The sequence below is a fragment of the Desulforadius tongensis genome (assembly GCF_016907915.1).
Lineage (GTDB): Bacteria > Bacillota > Desulfotomaculia > Desulfotomaculales > Desulfohalotomaculaceae > Desulforadius > Desulforadius tongensis.
Genome location: NZ_JAFBCW010000002.1, coordinates 11,452 through 31,742 on the forward strand (window position 1 = coordinate 11,452; position 20,291 = coordinate 31,742).

Sequence of the window (20,291 nt, forward strand, 5' to 3'; positions counted from 1 at the left end):
GGTAACGTTTAGTTAAAGTTGATTGGCTTAAACCAATAATGTTATAATACTCTACTAGAGTTAGTATATACTGTTTATTTTGGCAGCCAAAGGAGGAAATGATTTTGTCTGTTCGTGTAAGATTTGCGCCAAGTCCCACCGGGCCGCTGCACATTGGCGGAGCCCGTTCAGCTCTTTTTAACTGGCTTTTTGCCCGTCGTAACGGCGGCCAATTTATTGTCCGTATTGAAGATACCGATGTGGAACGCTCCAGCAGGGAATCGGAACAAAATATTTTAGATTCCTTAAAGTGGCTGGGATTGGACTGGGATGAAGGTGTCGAGGTGGGCGGCGAAAACGGCCCCTATCGTCAAATGGAAAGGCTGGATATTTACCGCCGCTATGCCCGCCAGCTTTTGGATTCCGGTAAGGCTTATTACTGTTACTGCACCGAAGAAGAACTGGCCAGGGAACGGGAAGAACTGCTGGCCAAAGGAGAGATGCCCCGCTACATGGGAAGGTGCCGCAGCCTTTCCCGGGAAGAGCGTGAAAAATTAGAAAGGGAAGGCCGCAGGCCGGTGCTGCGTTTTAAAGTGCCGGGGGATAAAACCGTTACCGTTAAAGATATGGTGCGGGGTGAAGTGGATTTTGACTGCAGCGGTATTGGCGACTTTATAATAATGAAGTCCGAAGGAATACCGACGTATAACTTTGCGGTGGTGGTAGATGACCACTTAATGAACATAACCCATGTTATAAGGGCGGAGGAGCACCTGTCCAACACCCCCAGGCAGATTTTGGTATATGATGCGTTGGGGTGGGAAGTGCCTGTATTTGCCCATGTTTCTTTGATACTGGGGAAAGACCGCAGTAAAATGTCCAAACGTCACGGCGCCACATCCATTGAACAGTATAAGTCCATGGGCTACCTGCCGGAAGCACTGGTTAACTTTTTAGCCCTGCTGGGGTGGTCCCCGGGTGGGGAAGAAGAAGTTTTCTCCATAGAAGAGTTGAAGAAACTGTTTTCGCTGGACAGGGTTTCCAAGAGCCCGGCGGTATTTGACATGGAAAAACTGAACTGGTTAAACGGGATTTATATTCGTCAGGGCAGCATTGAAGATATTACTAAAATCTGCCTGCCCTATTTACAAAAGGCCGGGTATGTTCCCGCTGACCCCGCTCCGGAGGATATAGAACATGCTCAAAGGATTGTGGCGGTCACAAGGGATTATTTGATCAATGCTTCGGAAATAGTTGACCATGTGGATATTTTTTATGCCGACAGTGTAAAACTGGAGGATGAGAAGGCGAGAGAGGTAATTGCCCAGGAACAAGTACCCCAGGTGATGCGTGCTTTAAAGGAAAAACTTTACGCAGCGGGTACGCTGGAAGAAGATGTGGTTAAGAAGATGCTGAAGGAACTGACCAAAGAACTGGGCTTTGGCGGTAAAAAAGTTTACATGCCCCTGCGGGTGGCTTTGACAGGAAAAACCCACGGCCCGGAACTGTATCAGATAATTCCTATTTTAGGGATAGAAGGTACTGTGAAGAGGCTTAATGCGGTGCTTGAAGGCAGGCTGCAGTAATAAATAAGGACAAACATTCGGTTCATAAGTGGCGCTATCAGAGGATGAAAATTTCAGGGTAGTAAAGCTAAATGAGAGGGGTTGCGCCATGTTTGAAAGGATTAAAAAAGACATTAAAGTTGTTTTTGAGCGTGACCCGGCGGCAAAAAGTGTGCTGGAAGTAGTGCTTACGTACCCGGGCTTACATGCTATTATGCTGCACCGGGTTGCCCACTGGCTGTATAAAAGAAAGAGGTTTCTTTTAGCCCGCATCATTTCCCAGTTCAGCCGCTTTTTGACCGGGATTGAAATTCACCCCGGGGCTAAAATCGGTGAAGGCTTGTTTATAGACCACGGGGCCGGTGTGGTAATAGGAGAAACGGCAGAAATTGGGGATAACGTGACCATATACCAGGGGGTAACCTTGGGCGGCACCGGTAAAGAAAAGGGCAAGCGCCACCCCACCATTGGTAACAATGTGGTGATTAGTTCCGGCGCTAAAGTACTGGGCTCCTTTACCGTGGGTGATAACGTTAAGATTGGCGCCGGTTCGGTGGTGTTAAAACCGGTGCCTCCCAACTGCACTGTGGTGGGCGTGCCGGGGAAAGTGGTGGTAAGAAACGGCGAAAAGGTACCCAAGGTACCGGAAATTGATCTGCGGCATGACCTGCTGCCCGACCCGGTGGCTGATGCCCTTTCTGCAATGAACGAAGGGATACGGCAGTTAGAAAAAAGGGTGGATGAACTGGAAAGAGAAAATGCTGTTTTGAAATCCAAACTTCAAGGGGGCCAAGGTTTGTGATAGAGGTATACAATACTTTAACCAGGCAAAAAGAAAAACTGGAACCCGGGCAGCCTGGCCGGGTAAGTATGTACGTGTGCGGCCCGACAACATACAACTATATACACCTGGGCAATGCACGGCCTTTGGTGGTATTTGACACTGTGCGTCGTTATCTTTTGTATAAAGGATATAAAGTGACATACATACAAAACTTTACCGATGTGGATGACAAGATAATCAAAAGGGCCGGTGAAGAGGGAGAGGAACCCCTTGACCTGGCCCAGCGGTATATTAATGAATATTTTACCGATGCCGACGCCCTGCATGTGATGAGGGCGGATAAGCATCCCAAAGTGTCGGAACACATAACAGAAATTATAGAACTGATTCAAAAATTAATAGCTGACGGTTATGCTTATAACGTTGACGGGGATGTATTCTTTGAAGTGCGGAAATTTCCCGGTTACGGTAAACTGTCCGGGCGTTCCTTGGACGAAATGCAGGCCGGGGCCAGGGTGGAAGTGAACGAAATAAAAAGGGATCCCATGGATTTTGCACTGTGGAAAAAGGCCAAACCTGGTGAGCCCAGCTGGCCCAGCCCATGGGGAGACGGGCGTCCCGGCTGGCATATAGAGTGTTCGGCCATGGCATTAAAATACCTGGGGTCCGGGTTTGACATACACGGTGGGGGGTATGATTTGATTTTCCCGCACCATGAAAATGAAATTGCCCAGTCGGAGGCGGCAGCAAAGAAACCCTTTGCCCGGTACTGGATGCACAACGGTTTTATCACTGTAAACAAGGAAAAGATGTCCAAGTCCCTGGGCAATTTTTTCTTGGTAAGAGAAATACTGGACAAATTTCCCGGTGAAGTGGTGCGCTTTTACCTGCTTTCCACCCATTACCGCAGCCCGCTGGATTTTGATGACGAAAAACTGGCTGCCAGCCAGCGCGGGTTGGAGCGGTTGAAAAACAGTTATGCGCGGCTGAGTGAGGCGCTGGCCGGCACCGGGGCGGATGATGGGGCGGCGGGGGAAGAAGAGCGGCAGTTTGCTCTCAAGCTGGATCAGTTGAAGGAATCCTTTGAAGCAGCCATGGATGACGATTTTAACACCGCTTTGGCCATCGCCGTTTGGTTTGACCTGGCCAAGGAGATAAATGTATATTTAAATAAGTTTTCGCCCGGCGGACCTGGGGCATCCCCGGAATTATTAAAACAGGCAGAAAAGCTGTTTGCCGTTTTTAACCGGGTGCTGGGTGTTTTTAAAGAAGACCCTTCCACCGGCAGGGTGGTGTTGAACGAAAACGAAGATTCCGGGAATAATGATTTAGTGGATAAGTTAATAGAGTTAATTGTTGACATCCGCCAGCAGGCCCGTAAAAAGAAGGATTGGGATACCGCTGATGCCATAAGGGACGGTCTGAAAGAACTGGGTATAACTTTGCAGGACACCCCCCAAGGCGTTAAGTGGAAAAAGTAACGGTGATTTATGAATAAAATAAATTTTACTGATCAATCTATGGAAAATCCTCACCTGCTGCCGCCCCAGGCCCTGGCCTATATTGGGGATGCGGTGTATGAACTGGCGGTGCGGCGGTATTTAATAGCTAAAGGTACGGTGAAGGTTAATCAACTGCACACCCAGGCGGTTGAGTATGTCCGGGCCGGCGCCCAGGCGGAGGCTTTATTGGCGTTGGAAGATGTGCTCACAGATGAGGAGAAAAGTGTGGTGCGGCGGGGGAGAAATACCAAGTTATTGCATATCCCCAAGGGAGCCGGGGTGATGGAGTATCGCTACAGCACGGCCTTTGAAAGTTTAATCGGCTTTTTGTATTTAAAGGGTGATATACAGAGATTAAATGAAATTTTACAGCTGGCCGGAGAGGTTATTTCCGGTGCTGGCAGCAAAAAAGCATAGCATTTGACAAACTTTGAATTTTTTACTGGGTAGGAGTTGATGTGCCCTGCAGAAATAATGCCCTTTTTCTGTGGGGTGCAGTTTGCTAAAACCCTTAAAATCAAGATACCATTTTTCAGGTTAGGATAAGGAGAGTAATATGGGAAGTACATTTGCAAAAGTTAAACTGCTGCGCCATACCCCGGACCCGGAAGAACTGGTGGCCATGAGCGCCAGGCTTTGTTACTCCGCTGCTTCCATTGAAGAAATAGCGGAGGGAGTAAGCCGGGAAAATCAAGCCGGGTTTATAAAAAAAATAATGAGCATGGGGCATCTAACAGTGCTGGAGCATGTTTCTTTCACCTTCGGTATTGAAGGTGTATCCAGGAGCATGCTGGCGCAGATCACCAGGCATCGCATTGCCAGTTTCAGTGTGCAATCCCAGCGCTACGTAGGTGAAACCACCTCTCAAAACCGGGGGGATACCTTTGGATTTATAGTGCCGGAAAAGGTAAAGCAGCTGGGGGAAGAAGCGGTGGAGGAGTTCTGCAGTCAAATGAGTCAAATCCAGCGCTGGTATGACGGTTGGGTGGAGAGTTTTGGCGGCCGGCGTTCCGGTTATGAGGATGCCCGCTTTGTACTGCCGAACGCTGCCGAAACAAAAATTATCGTCACCATGAATGCCCGGGAGTTAATACACTTCTTTAAACTGCGCTGCTGCAATCGTGCCCAGTGGGAAATCCGGGCGGTGGCCAATGAAATGCTGAGACAGGTGAAAAAGGTAGCTCCCACCATTTTTAAAGAGGCCGGGCCCGGCTGCGTAAGCGGTCCCTGTCCCGAAGGGCAGTTTAGCTGCGGGAAGGCCGAAGAGGTAAGAAATTATTATTTGAATGATGCGGAAGAAATATAGTTTATAAAGAAACTGGTGAGGTTTATGTCGCAAGATATTATTATTGGCCGCAATGCGGTGCGTGAAGCCCTGCGCGCCGGGCGATCCATAAATAAAATAATGCTGGCTTCCGAAAATAAATCCGGCCCGGTGAAAGAAATAATTGACCTGGCCAGAGAAAATAAAGTGCCGGTACAAAATGTTGATCGAAAACAGCTGGACAAACTGGCCGGCGGCCGGCACCAGGGTGTGGTGGCCGTGGCGGCAGCAAAAGATTATGCTGATTTGGATGATATGCTGGAGGCGGCAGAAAAGCAGGGTCCGCCTTTTTTAATCCTGCTGGACGAGATTAACGATCCTCACAACCTGGGGGCGATAATACGTACAGCCGATGCCGCCGGCGTGCACGGTGTGATTATTCCCCGGAGGCGCTCGGTGCAGCTGACGGCTGCGGTGGCCAAGGCTTCCGCCGGTGCTGTGGAACATGTACCGGTGGCCAGGGTGACAAATTTATCGCAAACCATTAAAAAGCTGCAGCGCAGGGGCATTTGGGTAGTGGGTGCGGATATGGATGGCCAGCAGCTGCACTGGGACGCACCGCTGGATGGACCGGTGGCCCTGGTGATCGGTGGAGAAGGAAAGGGTTTGGGCCGGCTGGTTAAAGAGAACTGTGATATGGTGGTCAAGCTGCCCATGCGGGGCAGGATTAATTCATTAAATGCCTCGGTGGCCGCCGCTTTACTGGCATATGAGGTTGTGCGGCAGCGGACAAAGGGAGCAGACAATGCCTGATTACTATGTAATTGACGGTTACAACATTATTCATGCCTGGCCGGGTTTTAAAGCAATAAGAGAAAACTCCCTGGAACACTCCAGGGACAAATTAATTGAGATGATGTCTGACTTTGCCGCTTCCACCGGCAGTAAAGTAACCATAGTTTTTGATGCCCATCAAGTAAAGACCGGCATTGAACATACGGAAAAAGTATACAATATTGAAGTTTATTATACCGGTAAAGATGAAACTGCCGACAGCCTTATTGAAAGATTGGTTGGTGACCTTTATAAAAAGGGCAAAGTTTATGTGGCCACATCTGATTGGGACGAGCAGCGAATAATTTTTGGACGGGGGGCTTATCGATTAACGCCGAAGGAATTATTAAAACAGGTAAATGATGTAAAAAAAGAAGCCCGACGTCACGCCAGGCAGTCTTTGCCCGCGGAGGATTACCTGGAAAATCGCCTGCAGGAAGAGGTACTGCGCAAGTTCGAGCAGTGGAGACGGCGAAAAAAGTGACACCGGCGGCGGACTTAATCTTTTCTAGTTGACTACTGTTTTTGTTTTCGGGTATAATTGTAAGCGGTATAGACTTGTCTGCAGAAATTGTTTACGTACTTAATCTGTCGAATTATTGCGGCAGTTTAAGTGATTTTTTGTTTTCAATGCTTTTAAGGTTTTTTCTAAATGAGAATAGAAAGCGGGGCGATGTGATGAGTGCTAATGCACAAAGAGATGTTGCGGCAGATTATCACCTGTTAGTTGACGAGGAAGTGGTGGAGTATGCCCGGAAAGGTGATGACCTAGCGCAGGAGTACTTGATTAACAAGTACAAAAACTTTGTGCGTGCCAAAGCCCGCAGTTATTTTTTGATTGGGGCGGACCGGGAAGATATTATCCAGGAGGGTATGATTGGCCTGTACAAGGCAATTCGCGATTTCAGGATGGATAAGCTGTCATCCTTTAGGGCTTTTGCAGAATTGTGCATTACCAGGCAGATTATTACGGCCATTAAAACAGCCACCAGGCAAAAACACATACCCCTTAACTCATACGTTTCATTGAACAAGCCCATTTACGATGAAGATTCCGATCGTACCCTGCTGGATGTTATTTCGGGTTCCAAAATTACAGACCCGGAAGAATTGATTGTAAGCAGAGAAGAATTTGACGATATTGAAGAAAAGATGGGTGAGATTCTCAGTTCGCTGGAGTGGAAGGTTCTAATGTCCTACCTGGAGGGAAAGTCATACCAGGAAATAGCGGCGGAATTAAACCGCCATGTTAAGTCCATTGATAACGCGCTGCAGAGGGTTAAGCGCAAGATCGAACGCTATTTAGAAAAACGGGAAGTATGATTTTAACAGTAGATAAATTTGTTAATAAAAATGGTGTTGACAGCCAAAGACAGACATGTTAAGATAGAACTTGCGTTGAGGGGTGGGAATGAATCGCCTCTCCAGCGCAGATAAAAGGTGTAAGCTGGCGTAGCTCAATTGGTAGAGCAGCTGACTTGTAATCAGCAGGTTGCAGGTTCAAGTCCTGTCGCCAGCTCCATAAATAATACTGTGGAGGAGTGCCCGAGCTGGCCAAAGGGAGCAGACTGTAAATCTGCCGGCAATCGCCTACGTAGGTTCGAATCCTACCTCCTCCACCAAAGCAAAAAAGGTATTGACATAAAGAACAAGGTATGATAAAATAATCCTTGCTGACGCGGGGTGGAGCAGCTGGTAGCTCGTCGGGCTCATAACCCGAAGGCCGGGGGTTCAAATCCCCCTCCCGCAACCAATGCCGCCGTAGCTCAGTAGGTAGAGCGCATCCTTGGTAAGGATGAGGTCACGGGTTCAAACCCCGTCGGTGGCTCCAGTTAAAACATGGCGGTGTAGCTCAGCTGGTCAGAGCACACGGTTCATACCCGTGGCGTCGCTGGTTCGAATCCAGCCACCGCTACCAGAAAGCCGGTCTTTAAGGCCGGTTCTTTTTTGTTTTTTCAGCAGCTTTTAAGCAGGATTTTGTGTTTTAATATCGAATGCTACATACTGGTGTTTATTAAAGGCCCTGTGGCAAAGAGGGGCGAAAAGTATATTTGCTGTAACTTATGGCAATAACTTAAAAGAGTGTTAAAAGATGTTAAGGGGGAAGAGTGAAATGGCAAAGGTTAAATTTGAGCGCACTAAGCCGCACGTGAACATCGGTACCATCGGTCACGTTGACCATGGTAAAACCACTCTTACTGCCGCCATTACCATTACACTGTCTAAGTCTTTTGGTGGCGATGTTAAGAAATACGACGAAATCGACAATGCTCCGGAAGAGCGTGAACGCGGTATTACTATTAACACAGCTCACGTGGAGTATGAGACCGAAAAACGTCACTATGCCCACGTGGACTGCCCGGGACACGCTGACTACGTTAAGAACATGATTACCGGTGCCGCTCAAATGGACGGTGCTATTCTGGTGGTATCCGCTGCTGACGGTCCGATGCCCCAAACCCGTGAGCACATTCTGCTGTCCCGCCAGGTAGGCGTTCCTTCCATCGTTGTATTTTTAAATAAAGCCGATATGGTAGACGATGAAGAGCTGCTGGAACTGGTGGACATGGAAGTACGTGAACTGCTGAATGAATACGAGTTCCCCGGCGATGACACTCCCATTGTTGCCGGCTCTGCTTTAAAAGCTATGGAGTGCGGCTGCGGCAGCCGGGAGTGTGAATGGTGCGGTAAGATTTGGGAACTGATGGATAAGGTGGACGAGTACATTCCCACCCCTGAGCGTGACACCGATAAAGACTTCTTGATGCCTGTGGAGGACGTATTCTCCATCACCGGTCGCGGTACCGTTGCCACCGGTCGTGTGGAGCGCGGTATGGTTAAGCAGGGTGATGAGGTAGAAATCGTAGGTTTGGCTGACGAGCCGAAGAAGACCGTTGTAACCGGTGTGGAAATGTTCCGCAAGCTGCTGGACTATGCGGAAGCCGGAGATAACGTTGGCTGCCTGCTGCGGGGTATCGACCGTAAGGAGATCGAGCGCGGCCAAGTGCTGGCTAAACCCGGCAGCATCAACCCGCACACCAAGTTTGATGCGGAAGTATATGTACTGACCAAAGAAGAAGGCGGCCGTCACACCCCGTTCTTTAACGGATACCGCCCGCAGTTCTACTTCCGTACCACCGACGTTACCGGTACAATTCAGCTGCCGGAGGGTGTGGAAATGGTAATGCCCGGTGACAACACCAAATTTACCATTGAGTTAATCACCCCCATTGCTATTGAAGAAGGTCTGCGTTTTGCTATTCGTGAGGGCGGCCGTACCGTAGGTGCCGGCGTTGTAACAGCCATTCACGAGTAAAAAGGAACACGGTTAAAAAAGTGGGGACCCCCCACTTTTTTAACTGTACCAGGAAAAGATAAAATGCAAGCAGCATTTGAAAAGCATAAATGTCCTGGTATATAGTGGCAGGTAAGGTGTTAAACTAGAAATATTAACTATTGAACATAAAGGCTATTGACATGTAATAATACTTGTGATAAATTTGATAAGGTGAAATTCAATAAGCTGCTTGAGGTTTTTTTATTTTTGGGAGGTGGCAATGGTGAGGGTAGGTGTTACGCTGGCTTGCACAGAGTGCAAGAGAAGAAACTACACTACTACTAAGAATAAAAGGAACAACCCCGATAGGCTTGAATTGAGGAAGTATTGTCCCTTCTGCAAAACTCATACCATGCATAAAGAAACCAGGTAATCGGGCTGGAAGGCAGTTGTTATCAGTACATTGGTTTAAGGATGTGGCATAAATGGTAGTTTCTAAAAAACAAGCCGCAGAGAAAAAAGGTGCAGCGGTGGCCCAAAAAGCCCCGGCTAAAGCTGCAAAAAAGGATAAAGCGGCTAAAGGTCGCCTGCAGGTAGTTAAAGACTTTTTTGCAGGGGTTAAAATGGAGTTAAAAAAGATACATTGGCCGACACGCCGGGAAGCGATGGTTTATACAGGTGTTGTTTTAACAACAGTAACCCTTGTTGCCATGATTATATGGATTCTAGATTCCATACTTAGTGGAGGCATGGCCCTGATTATAAAATAAGTGAGGTTCCGTTCTCCATGGAAAAAAAGTGGTATGTGATACATACCTACTCCGGATATGAAAACAAAGTTAAAGCCAACCTGGAAAGACGAATAGAGTCTATGAATATGGAAGAAAAAATCTTCCGTATTTTGGTGCCGATGGAAGATGAAGTGGAACTGAAAAACGGCAGGAAAAAGGTGGCCAAGAGAAAGGTCTTTCCCGGTTATGTGCTGGTGGAAATGATAATGACTGATGACTCATGGTATGTAGTGCGCAACACTCCCGGTGTAACAGGGTTTGTGGGTTCTGGTACCAAGCCTATTCCTTTAAGTGATCAGGAAGTTAAAGCCATTATGAGGCAGATAGGCGCGGATGAGCCGCGGCCCAAAGTTCCTTACTCTGTAGGGGAACAAGTGCGGGTTAACACCGGTCCTTTTGAAAATTTTGCTGGTGTGATAGAAGAAATATACCCTGAAAAGGGTAAATTAAAGGTTATGGTATCTATGTTTGGACGGGAAACTCCCATAGAATTAGATTTTTCCCAAGTAGAAAAAATTGACTAGATATCGTGTGAGGAGGTGTGAGTAGTGGCTAAGAAGGTAGCTGCTGTTGTAAAATTACAGATTCCTGCTGGTAAGGCGAGTCCTGCACCCCCTGTGGGACCGGCCCTTGGTCAGCATGGGGTTAATATTATGGGGTTTGTAAAGGAGTTTAATGAAAGAACCGCTAAACAGGCGGGTTTGATTATCCCGGTGGAATTAACCGTGTATGAAGACCGCTCCTTTACCTTTATTTGTAAAACCCCGCCTGCTGCGGTGCTGCTGAAGAAGGCAGCCGGCATTGAAACGGCATCGGGTGAGCCAAACCGCAACAAGGTAGCTCAAGTGCCGCGCTCTAAAGTGAAAGAAATTGCTGAGCTGAAAATGCCGGACTTAAATGCAGCGGATATTGAAGCGGCAATGCGCATGATTGAGGGTACTGCCCGCAGTATGGGCATTGAAATTGTAGAAGGCTAATATGCTGCTGACACCATAGCAGTGGTGTTGGGTTGTGGGAGGATTTTTCCGTTAATACCACTAAGGAGGTTTGAACTATGCCCAAACATGGCAAGAAATATCAAGAGGCAGTGAAAGCTGTTGATGGCAGCAGGCTGTACGATCTGCCGGAAGCTGTAGAGCTGGTTAAGAAAACAGCGCCGGCTAAGTTCGACGAAACTGTTGAAGTGGCCGTTCGCTTGAATGTCGATGTTCGGCACGCCGATCAGCAGATCCGCGGTGCCGTTGTACTGCCCCACGGCATTGGTAAAAGCAAAACGGTATTAGTTTTTGCTAAAGGCGACAAAGCCAAAGAAGCTGAAGCTGCCGGAGCAGATTTCGTGGGAGCAGAAGATCTGGTGGAAAAAATTCAAGGCGGCTGGCTGGGCTTTGATGTGGCCATTGCCACTCCTGATATGATGGCTGTAGTGGGTAAATTGGGGCGTATACTTGGTCCCCGGGGCTTAATGCCCAACCCGAAAACCGGCACTGTAACCATGGATGTTGAGCGTGCCGTGAAAGAAGCTAAGGCAGGTAAAATTAACTACCGTACCGACAAAGCCGGTATTATCCACGCACCCATTGGTAAGGTTTCTTTTGATGCAGAAAAGCTGCAGGATAACTTTAAAACCCTGCTCAGTACATTAATTAAAGCCAGACCGGCTGCGGTAAAAGGTACTTTTATAAAGTCCGTTACTTTGTCCAGTACCATGGGACCTGGTATTAAAGTGAATCCCCAAAATATTTCAGGCTAATTTTAGCCAGTACTCACACGTTAAAATTTGATAGGGTAAAATCCTGCTGTAGACCGTTGGTGTTTTAAACTTAATGACAGCAGTCGCCAACGCAGGCCGGAGAATTCCTGTGCAGTGATATTGTGCGGGGCCTCTGTGCGTGTCTACAGGGGCCCTTTTCTTTTAACTTGTTCTGAAGGGAGGTGTTGTGCAAATGCCCACCAGACAAGAAAAGGAACAAATGGTAGCTGAATTAAAAGAAAAAATGGAAAAGGCTCAAGTGGTTATTTTGGCCGATTACCACGGTATTACTGTGGATAAAATCACCGAGCTGCGTTCCCAGCTGCGCAAAGCCGGCTGTGAATTGAAAGTGGCCAAAAATACATTAACCAAAATTGCTGCTAAAGAGCTGGGTATTGAAGGACTGGATTCATATTTGGTAGGTCCTACCGTATTAACCTTTGGCTACCAGGATCCTGCAGCGGCAGCTAAAATCTTATCCAAATTTGCTAAAGAAATTAAAGAAGGTTTGGATATTAAAGTCGGCGTGCTGGAAGGTGCAGTGGTAGACAAGGGTCAAATTAAGGAGCTGGCAAACCTGCCTTCCCGGGAAGAACTGCTGGCCAAAGTTGTGGGTGGAATGCAGGCCCCGCTGTACGGTTTCGCCGGTGTGCTGGCTGCAAATCTCAGAAATCTGGTTTATGTGCTTGAGGCTGTTCGCAAAAATAAGGAAGAACAAGCTGCTTCATAAAACGGGAACATTATTACCAATAAAATTAATCAAGAAGTATCAAGGAGGTAACATAGAATGTCCAAAGTTAATGAAATTTTAGAAGCGGTAAAAGAAATGACTGTTTTAGAACTGGCTGAGCTGGTTAAAGCTTTTGAGGAAGAATTTGGTGTTAGTGCTGCTGCCCCGGTAGCTGCTGTAGCTGCTGTTCCCGCTGCTGGCGGAGAAGCTGGTGGTGAAGAAGAAAAGACTGAATTTGATGTTATTCTGAAATCAGCTGGTGCTAAGAAAATTAACGTAATTAAAGTAGTGCGTGAAATCACCGGTTTAGGTCTGAAAGAAGCAAAAGAATTAGTAGATAATGCTCCCAAGCCGGTTAAAGAAAAGGTTGGCAAGGAAGACGCTGAATCCATTAAAGCCAAACTGGAAGAAGCCGGTGCTGAAGTAGAAGTTAAGTAATAATTGACAAGGCTGAAATAACCAAAAAGTGCCTGGTGATTTATACACCAGGCACTTTTTGGTTATAATCCTTGGCGGAAAACCGAAAAAATGTCGGCGGCAGATAAAAAGTATTGACAATATTATTGTTTTGTGCTAGTATTTAAAAATGCCATTCTATGGTTGTATAATCCCTTTTTTGTACCTAAAGCAAGGGTGAATGTATTGGTAATAATTAGGGTAAAATATAGAAGATAAGGGTTGTGTAAAAAGCGAGGTTGTGAGGTTATAAAACCGTAGCCTTGCTTTTCGCTTGTTTTTAATTTTATAAGGGGTGTGATGCACTAGATGGTCTTTCCGGAAAAGGTTGGTGCCAGGGTTAGGTGGAACTTCGGTAAACTTAAAGAAGTGCTGCAATTGCCCAACCTGATAGAAATTCAAAAGGATTCCTACCAGTGGTTCCTGGGTAGAGGTTTAAGAGAGGTGTTTCACGACATATCTCCCATCCAGGATTTTACCGGCAATTTGGTGCTTGAGTTTTTGGATTACACCCTGGGTGAACCCAAATACTCGGTGGAAGAATGTAAAGAGCGTGATGTTACCTATGCTGCGCCGCTAAGGGTTAAAGTAAGGCTGATTAACAAAGAAACCGGTGAAGTGAAAGAGCAGGAGGTCTATATGGGGGATTTCCCTTTAATGACCGAAAAGGGAACTTTTATTATTAACGGTGCTGAGCGGGTTATAGTCAGCCAGCTGGTGCGCTCGCCAGGGGTTTACTTCACCGAAACCGTTGACCCCAGCGGTAAAAAACTTTACGGTGCAACAATAATTCCCAACCGGGGTGCTTGGTTGGAGTTTGAAACGGATGTAAATGACCATCTGTTTGTACGGATAGATCGTACTCGTAAAATCCCGGCTACGGTGCTGATAAGGGCACTGGGGTACGGTTCAGATCAGCAGATACTGGAGCTGTTTGACAATGACAAAAATATCAATGAAACTCTCAGCAGGGATAACACTGATACGGAAGAAGATGCCCTGGTGGAAATATACAAGAGATTGAGGCCGGGTGAACCCCCTACCGTTGAAAGCGCTCGTTCTTTACTAGAAACTTTATTCTTTGATCCCAAGCGATATGACTTGGCTAATGTGGGTCGTTACAAAATACATAAGAAATTAAAGCATGGAGTGTTATACCGCTATAAAAACGAAGAAAACGGCGCTAAAGAATTTGACCGGTACCTGCAAAAGGAAGTGCCGGTGGAAAGGGAATATATAAGGGAATTAACCCCGGAAGATATTATTGAGACCGTTCGCTACCTGCTGGGCTTAATGCAGGGTAAAGGCTATGTGGATGATATAGATCACCTGGGCAACCGCCGCCTGCGTTCAGTGGGGGAACTGCTGCAGAACCAATTCCGGATTGGCCTGTCCCGGATGGAGAGAGTGGTACGTGAACGGATGACCATTCAGGATGTGGATGTTATAACACCGCAGGTGCTGATAAATATTCGCCCGGTGGTGGCGGCGATAAAAGAGTTTTTCGGTTCCAGCCAGCTGTCTCAATTTATGGACCAGACGAACCCGCTGGCCGAATTAACGCACAAGCGCAGGCTGTCTGCTTTGGGCCCCGGTGGTCTTTCCAGGGAGCGGGCAGGATTTGAAGTGCGCGACGTGCACCACTCGCACTACGGCCGCATGTGTCCCATTGAGACGCCGGAAGGTCCCAACATCGGCTTGATCGGCTCGTTATCCACCTATGCCAGGATAAACGATTTCGGCTTTATGGAAACCCCGTATCGCAAGGTGGATAAAGAAAACAAGCGTGTTACCGATGAAATTGTTTACCTGACGGCGGACGAAGAAGAACATGTCGTTATAGCCCAGGCCAACGCGGCGTTGGATAAAGATGGCTGTTTTATCGAGGAGCGGGTAAACGCCCGCCGGGGCCATGATATTTTGGTGGTACCGGTGAGCAAGGTTGACTACATGGATGTGTCGCCGAAACAGGTATTTAGTGTGGCCACATCATTAATCCCCTTTTTGGAACACGACGATGCCAACCGGGCCCTGATGGGTGCCAACATGCAGCGCCAGGCTGTGCCCCTTTTGCGGCCCCAGGCGCCGCTGGTGGGCACGGGTATAGAGCACAAAGCCCTGCGGGATTCCGGGGCGGCGGTGGTGGCGAAGCGAAACGGCGTGGTGGAAAAAGTTACGGCCACTGAGATACGTGTACGGGCGGAAGACGGCTCTCTTGATGTTTATAAGCTGCTTAAATTTGCCCGTTCCAACCAGGGTACGTGTATCAATCAAAAGCCAATAGTGGACAAGGGGCAAAAGATTTACGCGGGAGAAATTATTGCCGACGGTCCTTCTTCCGACAACGGGGAACTGGCCTTGGGGCGTAACGTGCTGGTGGCCTTCATGCCCTGGGAAGGTTACAATTATGAGGACGCCATACTGGTAAGCGAAAAAATGGTGAAGGAAGATTACTTTACATCCATTCATATTGAAGAATATGAGTGTGATGCCCGGGACACCAAGTTAGGCCCCGAAGAAATTACCAGGGATATACCCAATGTGGGTGAAGAAATTTTAAAAGACCTGGATGAACGGGGCATTATCCGGGTGGGAGCTGAAGTTCGCCCGGGAGATATACTGGTGGGTAAGGTTACTCCTAAGGGAGAAACCGAGCTTACTGCTGAAGAGCGTCTGCTGCGGGCTATTTTTGGTGAAAAGGCCAGGGAAGTACGGGATACATCACTGCGGGTGCCCCATGGGGAAGCGGGTAAAATTGTTGATGTTAAAGTATTTTCCAGGGAAAACGGTGACGAGCTGCCCCCGGGGGTAAATCAACTGGTACGGGTTTATATAGCTCAAAAGAGGAAAATCTCTGAGGGCGATAAAATGGCCGGCCGTCACGGCAACAAGGGTGTTATTGCCCGTATTCTGCCGGAAGAGGATATGCCCTTCCTGCCTGACGGCACACCGGTGGAGATTGTTTTAAACCCCCTGGGGGTTCCTTCCCGGATGAATATCGGTCAGGTGTTGGAAACTCACCTGGGATGGGCAGCTAAGGCCCTTGGTTTTCACGTTGCCACCCCTGTATTTAACGGTGCCTCTGAAGAGGATATTGTGGAAAGCCTGCGCAAAGCCGGTTTGCCGGAAATAGGTAAAATTACTCTTTATGACGGCAGAACAGGGGAGCCTTTTGATAATCCTGTGACGGTGGGTTATGTATATATGTTAAAATTGGCTCACCTGGTTGACGATAAAATACACGCCCGTTCCACCGGACCTTACTCGCTGGTTACCCAGCAGCCCCTGGGCGGTAAAGCCCAGTTCGGCGGCCAGCGGTTCGGTGAAATGGAAGTTTGGGCGCTGGAAGCTTACGGTGCCGCTTATACACTGCAGGAAATACTTACTGTGAAGTCCGACGATGTGGTGGGCCGGGTTAAGACCTATGAAGCAATAGTAAAAGGTGAAAACGTACCGGAACCGGGAGTTCCGGAGTCCTTTAAGGTATTGATTAAAGAGCTGCAGAGCTTGGGACTGGATATTAGAGTGCTGTCGGAAGATGAAGAAGAAATTGTGATCAAGGAAACGGAAGAAGACGTTGACGAAGCGGCCAAAGATTACGGGTTGGATGCACAAGAAGGACCGCCTGCTGGATCAAATGACGACGGTTCCAATGGTGATGATGAAGGTGATGATGCGCTCGATTTGTCGGTTATGGAAAAAGATTTAGAGATAGATGATTAATAATCACCGGTAAAACCTGTTTAAAGGGGGAAAAATCCTTGCTGGATTTAAATAATTTTGACCGGATCCGTATTGGGCTGGCTTCTCCGGAGCAAATTAGGGCCTGGTCCAGTGGTGTGGTTAAAAAACCGGAAACTATTAACTACCGCACTTTAAAACCGGAGCGCGACGGGTTATTCTGTGAAAGGATTTTCGGGCCCACCCGTGACTGGGAATGTCACTGCGGTAAATACAAGCGGGTGCGTTATAAAGGCGTGGTTTGTGACCGCTGTGGGGTAGAAGTTACCAGGTCTAAGGTGCGCCGGGAAAGAATGGGTATTATCGAGCTGGCTGCTCCGGTATCACATATATGGTATTTTAAAGGAATTCCCAGCCGGATGGGATTAATACTGGACATGTCTCCCCGGGCGTTGGAAAAAGTACTTTATTTTGTATCTTATATCGTAATAGATCCGGGCGAGACAAATCTGATTAAAAAGCAGCTGCTTACCGAAACGGAATATCGTGAGTATTATGAGAAATACGGCGACAGCTTTAAAGCCGGCATGGGAGCAGAAGCCATCAAGGAGCTGCTGAAAGAAATTGATTTGGAGGAGCAGGCCCGGGAGCTGCGGCAGGAGTTAAAAGAGGTTTCCGGGCAGCGTAAAATTAGGGCTATTCGCCGCTTAGAAGTGGTAGAAGCTTTTCGCAAATCCAAAAACAGACCGGAATGGATGATTTTAGATGTGCTGCCGGTAATTCCGCCGGAGCTGCGTCCCATGGTTCAATTGGACGGCGGACGGTTTGCCACATCGGATTTGAATGACCTGTACCGCCGGGTTATAAACCGCAATAACAGGCTGAAAAAGCTGTTGGATTTAGGGGCACCGGATATTATTGTCCGTAATGAGAAAAGAATGCTGCAGGAAGCGGTGGATGCCCTTATTGACAACGGCCGCCGGGGCAGACCGGTTACCGGCCCCGGCAACCGCCCGTTAAAATCTTTATCTGACATGTTAAAGGGCAAACAGGGGCGTTTTAGGCAGAACCTGCTGGGTAAAAGGGTAGACTATTCCGGTCGTTCGGTTATTGTGGTGGGGCCGAGATTAAAACTGCACCAGTGCGGACTGCCTAAAGAAATGGCACTGGAACTGTTTAAACCCTTTGTGATGAAAAGCCTGGTAGAAAAAGGGTACGCCCATAACATCAAGAGTGCCAAACGGATGGTGGAGCGGGTGCGCAGCGAGGTGTGGGATGTACTGGAAGAAGTAATCAGCCAGCATCCCGTTATGCTGAACCGTGCCCCCACCCTGCACCGCCTGGGCATTCAGGCCTTTGAACCGATACTGGTTGAAGGGCGGGCCATTAAAATTCACCCCATGGTATGTACAGCCTACAATGCCGACTTTGACGGGGACCAAATGGCGGTGCACGTGCCGCTGTCCGCTGAGGCCCAGGCTGAAGCCCGGCTGCTGATGCTTTCGGCCCACAACATTTTGAACCCTAAAGACGGTAAACCGGTGGCCACGCCAACCCAGGACATGGTGCTGGGGTGCTATTACTTGACCATGGAAAAGCCCGGTGCCAAGGGCGAAGGAAAGGTGTTCCGGGATGCTGAAGAGGCCTTCATGGCCTATGACAACAAAGCGCTGTCGCTGCATGCCAAAATAAAAGTGCGCCGCAGCGGCGAGCTGCTGGAAACCACCGTTGGCCGGTTAATTTTTAATGAAGTTATACCGGATGGGCTGGGGTATTATAACGAAGTAATGGGTAAAAAGAAACTGGGCAGTATTGTCGATCAGTGCTACCGCAAACTGGGTTATGCAGCCACGGCAAAACTGCTGGACGGTCTTAAAAAATTGGGTTACAGGTATGCCACCCAGGCCGGTGTGACCATTGCTATGTCGGATATTACCATACCGGAAAAGAAAAAGGAAATTTTAGAGCGCTCTGAGGCCAAGGTTAATGAAATAGAAAAGCAGTACCGGCGGGGTTTAATTACCGATGAGGAGCGTTACCGCAAGGTTATCGGTGTGTGGACTAAAGCCACTGAGGAAGTAACCGAAGCTTTGATGGAAACGCTGGATAAGTTTAACCCGGTTTACATGATGGCCAATTCGGGTGCCCGGGGTAATAAACAGCAGATCCGGCAGCTGGCCGGCATGAGGGGCCTGATGGCCGATCCCTCGGGGAGAATTATCGACCTGCCCATTAAGGCCAATTTCCGCGAGGGCCTGACGGTGCTGGAATACTTTATTTCCACCCACGGTGCCCGGAAAGGATTGGCCGATACCGCCCTGAGAACTGCCGACTCCGGTTATCTCACCAGGCGCCTGGTTGATGTGGCTCAGGATGTTATTGTTCGCGAAAGTGACTGCGGTACGGAAGAAGGTGTAACGGTAACCGAAATTAGAAATGGCACCGAAATTATTGAAAAATTAGAGGATCGTATCGTAGGCAGATTCGCGCTGAAAGATGTTGTTCATCCCGAAACCGGCGAGGTGATTGTTGAGGCCGGCCGGGAAATAATGGAATGTGACGTTGAAAAAATTATCGCTGCCGGGGTAAAAGAAGTGACAATTCGCTCGGTGCTCACCTGCCGGACCCGGCACGGCGTGTGCAAAAAGTGTTACGGGCGCAACCTGGCCACCGGCCAGGAAGTGGATATCGGGGAAGCGGTGGGTATTATTGCCGCTCAGTCCATTGGTGAACCCGGTACCCAGCTGACCATGCGCACCTTCCACACCGGAGGTATTGCCGGGGACGACATCACCCAGGGTCTGCCAAGGGTAGAAGAACTGTTTGAAGCGCGCCGTCCCAAGGGGCAGGCTGTCATTGCCGAGAATGACGGTGTGGTTACAATTAAAGAAGTTAAAGGACGCCGGGAAATTGAAATTACCGGTGATGATGGAGAAAAAAGTACCCACCAGATACCCTACGGAATGCGCTTGAAAGTACAAGACGGTGACCGGGTTAAAGCGGGGGATGAACTGACAGAGGGTTCCGTTAACCCCCACGACCTGCTGAAGATAAAAGGCCCCCGGGATACACAGCTGTACCTGCTGCAGGAGGTGCAGAAAGTGTACCGGATGCAGGGTGTGGAAATCAGCGACAAACACATTGAGGTTATGATCCGCCAGATGTTCCGGAAGGTGAAAGTGGAAGAAGTAGGGGATACAGACCTGCTGCCCGGAGGTTTGGTAGATATATTTGACTTTGAAGAAGAAAACCGCAGGGTGGAGGAAAACGGTGGAGAACCGGCAACCGCTAAACCGGTGCTGTTGGGAATCACCAAAGCATCACTGGCTACCGATTCATTCCTGTCGGCGGCTTCATTCCAGGAGACCACCCGGGTGCTTACCGAGGCGGCCATTAAGGGTAAAACGGATCCGCTGCTGGGCTTGAAAGAAAACGTTATTATCGGTAAGCTGGTGCCGGCGGGAACGGGAATGGCCCGCTACCGGGCTGTGGAACCGCTGGCAAGGGGCGGTAAAAACGCCGGCGAGGAAGCTGCTGTGGAAGAAGAAATAGATATTTAATCAGCAGAGGGTGTGTACCGGTTTTACATGAGCATGGTGGAATGTATAGTTTCACCATGCTTCTAATCTATAAAAATGTTGACAATGTAATGCCCTAGTGTTATTATATACAAGTGTG

At 48.4% G+C, this 20,291-nt stretch carries 18 protein-coding genes and 5 tRNA genes; all 23 read left to right on the forward strand.

Annotation, left to right across the window (positions count from 1 at the left end; genetic code table 11):
- The first annotated feature begins 98 nt into the window (after nucleotides 1–98).
- Entirely contained in the window at nucleotides 99–1,565 is a 1,467-nt protein-coding gene (gene gltX, locus JOC37_RS00825) for a glutamate--tRNA ligase (RefSeq protein ID WP_204614954.1), read from the forward strand.
- 88 nt (nucleotides 1,566–1,653) lie between these two features.
- Nucleotides 1,654–2,346 carry a serine O-acetyltransferase gene (cysE, locus tag JOC37_RS00830; RefSeq protein WP_204614955.1) on the forward strand — a complete coding sequence of 231 codons (693 nt, stop codon included), beginning with the start codon at nucleotides 1,654–1,656 and terminating at the stop codon, nucleotides 2,344–2,346.
- Nucleotides 2,346–3,809 carry a cysteine--tRNA ligase gene (cysS, locus tag JOC37_RS00835; protein ID WP_204615126.1) on the forward strand — a complete coding sequence of 488 codons (1,464 nt, stop codon included), beginning with the start codon at nucleotides 2,346–2,348 and terminating at the stop codon, nucleotides 3,807–3,809. Before cysE ends, cysS begins: the two co-directional genes overlap by 1 nt.
- Before the next feature lie 9 nt (nucleotides 3,810–3,818).
- Nucleotides 3,819–4,247 carry a Mini-ribonuclease 3 gene (locus JOC37_RS00840; RefSeq protein ID WP_204614956.1) on the forward strand — a complete coding sequence of 143 codons (429 nt, stop codon included), beginning with the start codon at nucleotides 3,819–3,821 and terminating at the stop codon, nucleotides 4,245–4,247.
- A 139-nt stretch (nucleotides 4,248–4,386) separates the two neighbouring features.
- Nucleotides 4,387–5,136 carry an FAD-dependent thymidylate synthase gene (gene thyX, locus JOC37_RS00845; RefSeq protein WP_204614957.1) on the forward strand — a complete coding sequence of 250 codons (750 nt, stop codon included), beginning with the start codon at nucleotides 4,387–4,389 and terminating at the stop codon, nucleotides 5,134–5,136.
- Nucleotides 5,137–5,160: 24 nt separating this feature from the next.
- Entirely contained in the window at nucleotides 5,161–5,907 is a 747-nt protein-coding gene (gene rlmB / locus JOC37_RS00850) for a 23S rRNA (guanosine(2251)-2'-O)-methyltransferase RlmB (protein WP_204614958.1), read from the forward strand.
- On the forward strand, nucleotides 5,900–6,412 hold the full coding sequence (locus JOC37_RS00855; protein WP_204614959.1) for an NYN domain-containing protein: 513 nt from the start codon (nucleotides 5,900–5,902) through the stop codon (nucleotides 6,410–6,412). The genes rlmB and JOC37_RS00855 overlap by 8 nt, the downstream gene beginning before the upstream one ends.
- A 194-nt stretch (nucleotides 6,413–6,606) precedes the next feature.
- Nucleotides 6,607–7,251 (forward strand): RNA polymerase sporulation sigma factor SigH, encoded by a 645-nt coding sequence (gene sigH, locus JOC37_RS00860; protein ID WP_204614960.1) that lies wholly within the window; start codon nucleotides 6,607–6,609, stop codon nucleotides 7,249–7,251.
- Between the two features lie 123 nt (nucleotides 7,252–7,374).
- Nucleotides 7,375–7,450 (forward strand) — tRNA-Thr (locus tag JOC37_RS00865).
- A 13-nt stretch (nucleotides 7,451–7,463) separates the two neighbouring features.
- Nucleotides 7,464–7,550, forward strand: a tRNA-Tyr gene (locus JOC37_RS00870).
- Nucleotides 7,551–7,605: 55 nt separating this feature from the next.
- Nucleotides 7,606–7,681 (forward strand) — tRNA-Met (locus JOC37_RS00875).
- A 2-nt stretch (nucleotides 7,682–7,683) separates the two neighbouring features.
- Nucleotides 7,684–7,759 (forward strand) — tRNA-Thr (locus JOC37_RS00880).
- A gap of 10 nt (nucleotides 7,760–7,769) precedes the next feature.
- A tRNA-Met gene (locus JOC37_RS00885) sits at nucleotides 7,770–7,846 on the forward strand.
- A gap of 195 nt (nucleotides 7,847–8,041) precedes the next feature.
- Nucleotides 8,042–9,244 carry an elongation factor Tu gene (tuf, locus tag JOC37_RS00890; RefSeq protein WP_204614961.1) on the forward strand — a complete coding sequence of 401 codons (1,203 nt, stop codon included), beginning with the start codon at nucleotides 8,042–8,044 and terminating at the stop codon, nucleotides 9,242–9,244.
- Between the two features lie 244 nt (nucleotides 9,245–9,488).
- Nucleotides 9,489–9,638: a 50S ribosomal protein L33 gene (gene rpmG / locus JOC37_RS00895; RefSeq protein WP_204614962.1), complete on the forward strand. Its 150-nt coding sequence runs from the start codon at nucleotides 9,489–9,491 to the stop codon at nucleotides 9,636–9,638.
- Nucleotides 9,639–9,690: 52 nt separating this feature from the next.
- On the forward strand, nucleotides 9,691–9,975 hold the full coding sequence (gene secE / locus JOC37_RS00900) for a preprotein translocase subunit SecE (protein WP_204614963.1): 285 nt from the start codon (nucleotides 9,691–9,693) through the stop codon (nucleotides 9,973–9,975).
- A gap of 17 nt (nucleotides 9,976–9,992) precedes the next feature.
- Nucleotides 9,993–10,520: a transcription termination/antitermination protein NusG gene (gene nusG, locus JOC37_RS00905; RefSeq protein ID WP_204614964.1), complete on the forward strand. Its 528-nt coding sequence runs from the start codon at nucleotides 9,993–9,995 to the stop codon at nucleotides 10,518–10,520.
- Between the two features lie 24 nt (nucleotides 10,521–10,544).
- A complete protein-coding gene (gene rplK / locus JOC37_RS00910) occupies nucleotides 10,545–10,973 on the forward strand; it encodes a 50S ribosomal protein L11 (protein WP_204614965.1) in 429 nt (142 codons plus the stop codon).
- A gap of 77 nt (nucleotides 10,974–11,050) precedes the next feature.
- Nucleotides 11,051–11,746, forward strand: coding sequence for a 50S ribosomal protein L1 (gene rplA / locus JOC37_RS00915; protein WP_204614966.1), 696 nt, complete (start codon nucleotides 11,051–11,053; stop codon nucleotides 11,744–11,746).
- 193 nt (nucleotides 11,747–11,939) lie between these two features.
- Complete coding sequence (gene rplJ / locus JOC37_RS00920; protein WP_204614967.1) at nucleotides 11,940–12,476, forward strand: 50S ribosomal protein L10; 537 nt, start codon at nucleotides 11,940–11,942, stop codon at nucleotides 12,474–12,476.
- Between the two features lie 57 nt (nucleotides 12,477–12,533).
- Complete coding sequence (rplL, locus tag JOC37_RS00925) at nucleotides 12,534–12,914, forward strand: 50S ribosomal protein L7/L12 (protein ID WP_204614968.1); 381 nt, start codon at nucleotides 12,534–12,536, stop codon at nucleotides 12,912–12,914.
- A gap of 327 nt (nucleotides 12,915–13,241) precedes the next feature.
- On the forward strand, nucleotides 13,242–16,655 hold the full coding sequence (gene rpoB / locus JOC37_RS00930) for a DNA-directed RNA polymerase subunit beta (protein WP_204614969.1): 3,414 nt from the start codon (nucleotides 13,242–13,244) through the stop codon (nucleotides 16,653–16,655).
- A gap of 38 nt (nucleotides 16,656–16,693) precedes the next feature.
- Entirely contained in the window at nucleotides 16,694–20,173 is a 3,480-nt protein-coding gene (gene rpoC, locus JOC37_RS00935) for a DNA-directed RNA polymerase subunit beta' (protein WP_204614970.1), read from the forward strand.
- The last annotated feature ends 118 nt before the right edge of the window (nucleotides 20,174–20,291 follow it).

Coding starts and splice junctions, on each gene's coding strand:
- gltX (WP_204614954.1), top strand. CDS start 99: ATGATTTTGTCTGTTCGTGTAAGATTTGCGCCAAGTCCCACCGGGCCG.
- cysE (WP_204614955.1), top strand. CDS start 1,654: ATGTTTGAAAGGATTAAAAAAGACATTAAAGTTGTTTTTGAGCGTGAC.
- JOC37_RS00840 (WP_204614956.1), top strand. CDS start 3,819: ATGAATAAAATAAATTTTACTGATCAATCTATGGAAAATCCTCACCTG.
- thyX (WP_204614957.1), top strand. CDS start 4,387: ATGGGAAGTACATTTGCAAAAGTTAAACTGCTGCGCCATACCCCGGAC.
- rlmB (WP_204614958.1), top strand. CDS start 5,161: ATGTCGCAAGATATTATTATTGGCCGCAATGCGGTGCGTGAAGCCCTG.
- JOC37_RS00855 (WP_204614959.1), top strand. CDS start 5,900: ATGCCTGATTACTATGTAATTGACGGTTACAACATTATTCATGCCTGG.
- sigH (WP_204614960.1), top strand. CDS start 6,607: ATGAGTGCTAATGCACAAAGAGATGTTGCGGCAGATTATCACCTGTTA.
- tuf (WP_204614961.1), top strand. CDS start 8,042: ATGGCAAAGGTTAAATTTGAGCGCACTAAGCCGCACGTGAACATCGGT.
- secE (WP_204614963.1), top strand. CDS start 9,691: ATGGTAGTTTCTAAAAAACAAGCCGCAGAGAAAAAAGGTGCAGCGGTG.
- nusG (WP_204614964.1), top strand. CDS start 9,993: ATGGAAAAAAAGTGGTATGTGATACATACCTACTCCGGATATGAAAAC.
- rplA (WP_204614966.1), top strand. CDS start 11,051: ATGCCCAAACATGGCAAGAAATATCAAGAGGCAGTGAAAGCTGTTGAT.
- rplJ (WP_204614967.1), top strand. CDS start 11,940: ATGCCCACCAGACAAGAAAAGGAACAAATGGTAGCTGAATTAAAAGAA.
- rplL (WP_204614968.1), top strand. CDS start 12,534: ATGTCCAAAGTTAATGAAATTTTAGAAGCGGTAAAAGAAATGACTGTT.
- rpoB (WP_204614969.1), top strand. CDS start 13,242: ATGGTCTTTCCGGAAAAGGTTGGTGCCAGGGTTAGGTGGAACTTCGGT.